Here is a 2,409-nt window from a genome sequence, read left to right as displayed (position 1 = left end):
CCCCCACCCGCCCCGGTACGGACACCGGCACGAACACCGGCGCGAACACCGGGGCGGCGACCGGACCTGGCCACCGCCGAGGAAGGCCGACGATGACCCTCACCCCGTACGCGTGCGCCAACTGCGGTCACTGGCAGCGGTGGTTCGGCCCCCCGCCCGCCTGCCCGGTCTGCTGCGACGTGCGCAACGCGCTGCCCGAGGAGGGCTGGGACTTCCGCGAGGAGAAGGCGGTCGGGGACCTGCTGGCCGCCGAGTGGGACCACCCCGTGCCGGGCGTCACCGGGTTCCGTACCGTGCCGTCCTTCGGGCTGGGCTCGACGGGCTGGCTGATCGACGCCGAGGGCGGCAACGTCGCCTGGGAGGCGGCCCCTTACTACCCGCGCGACGCGCTCGCCGAGATCGAGCGGCTCGGCGGCATCGCCCGCCTCGGCGCCAGCCACGTGCACGGCTACGGGGCGCTGTGGCAGTTGCAGCGGCACTTCGACCCGCCGGTGGTGGCCGTCGGGGTGGAGGACCTGGTCTGGACGAAGGCGTTCCGGGTGACCTGGCCGGTGGACGAGCGGCTGGAACTGGCGCCCGGCCTGACCGTGCACCGCACCGGCGGCCACTTCCCCGGCCACTGCGTGCTGCACGACGCGGACCGCGGAATCCTGTTCTGTGGCGACACCCTCAAGGTCGACCTGGACGGGACGGTGCCCCGCGCCCTCTCCTGCCACAAGGCCTACCACGCCCGGATCCCGCTCTCCCACGACGAGGTGCGCCACTACCGGCAGCTGATCGCCGGCCTGGACTTCGCGGCGGTGGCCACCCCCTTCGAGTTCGCCGCGCCCGTGAGCACCGCGGACGTACTGCGCCTGTTCGACCACCAGTTGACCGGCCGGCCCAGTACGGCCGCCCTACCGTTGGGAGCCGGACGATGACCCCCACGACGAATCCCGCGACGAACACCGCCGCCACGGAACACCCGGTGGTGGAGGCCTACCGCGCCGCCCTCGCCCCCGGTGAGCAGCAGGACTTCGACATCGGCGCCGCGGACCGCACCGGTCTGCCGGTCGTCGCGGCCGACCACCTGGACGCGGCCGGTGTCCGCAAGGGTGCCTACGGCTACGGGGCGGACCCCGCCCAGGCCCGCGTCGGCGCCTACGGCGAGCTCACCGAGACGGTCCTGCTGGCCCGGCACCTGGCCCGCACCGGCCGCCGCCGCGCCTCCTACGCGGAACTGGTGCGCGAACGCGGCCGGGACCGGGTCGCCGACCCGGTGGAGCTCGTCCTGCCCGCGGGCGCGGACTACGGACCCGAGCGCCCCCTGGACTGGGTGCCCGCGCGCCGGCTGCGCACCGGCGAGGAGGTGCTGGTGCCCGCCGAGTTCGCCGCGACCTGCGGCTCGGACCTGCCCGGCGAACCGCCGCCCGGCGGCTGGCTCACCACCCCGGTCACCAACGGGCTGGGCGCCGGCGACACCCCGCAGCGCGCCGTGTCCCACGCGCTCCTGGAGATCCTCCAGCGCGACGGCAACGCCACCGCGCACCGCGCCATGGACGAGGGCAGGGTCATCGACCTGGACGCGGTCACCGATCCGGTCACGCTCTCCCTGCTCGGCCGGCTGCGGGACGCCGGCGTCGAGGTGCTGCCCAAGCTCGCCGCCACCCGCTTCGGCCTGGCCGACGTCCACGTCGTCGGCACGGACGCTCCCCGCGGCCCGGAGGGGTCCTCGACGCCCCTCACGCTCACCGCGTGCGGCGAGGCCGCCCACCCCGACCGCGAGGTCGCGCTGCGCAAGGCGCTCACCGAGTACGTCTCCTCGCGGGCGCGCAAGACCTTCTCGCACGGCCCGCTGACCGAGGTCGCCCGGATCGCCCCGCCCGGCTACCTGGAGCGCGAGATGTCCGCTCCCCTGGCGCCGCAGGAGCCGCGGGCGCTGCGGGAGATGACGGCGTGGGCCGCCATGGACGCCGATCGGCTGCGGGAGCTGCTGGAGCCCACCGTGCTGTCCCGGCGCTCCAGCGTGCCGTTCTCGTCGCTGCCGACCGTGCCGGCCGGCTCGCTGGACGACCCCGCCGCCCTCCTCGACGACCTGCTGCTGCGGCTGGCGGACTTCGACGTCCTGGTGGTCGCCACGGGCGGGCCGGGGGCGCACGCGGTGAAGGTGCTCGTCCCCGGCATGGAGGTGGAGACGATGTCGTACGCCCGGATCGGGGAGCGCGGGGTGCGGCGGCTGACCGGGCGCGGGCACCCGCTGGCCGGGGTCGGTCCCGTCCCGCACTCCGGGGCGCGGCCGGTGCACCTCACCCCCGAGGGCCGCGAACGGCTGGGCGGCCCGGCCTGGTTCGACGTCGACGCCGCCCGCAGGACCGTGGGCGGGCTGTACCCCCTCTACCGCGAACCGGACCGCCACGCGGTGGCCCGTAC

2 protein-coding genes are annotated in these 2,409 nt (G+C 75.9%); both read left to right on the top strand.

Annotated elements, in window-relative coordinates; translation table 11 throughout:
- Window positions 1–920 (top strand): MBL fold metallo-hydrolase (locus tag FGF04_RS38825; RefSeq protein WP_223146456.1); only part of this gene is annotated, 920 nt, incomplete at its 5' end.
- On the top strand, window positions 917–2,409 hold a 1,493-nt coding region (locus FGF04_RS38820; protein WP_149516096.1), incomplete at its 3' end, for a YcaO-like family protein. The genes FGF04_RS38825 and FGF04_RS38820, both read left to right, overlap by 4 nt.

Source organism: Streptomyces apricus (genome assembly GCF_008369065.1).
Taxonomy (GTDB): domain Bacteria; phylum Actinomycetota; class Actinomycetes; order Streptomycetales; family Streptomycetaceae; genus Streptomyces; species Streptomyces apricus.
The sequence above is the reverse complement of the archived record's forward strand: the minus strand, read 5'-3'. Positions and strand labels throughout refer to the sequence as shown.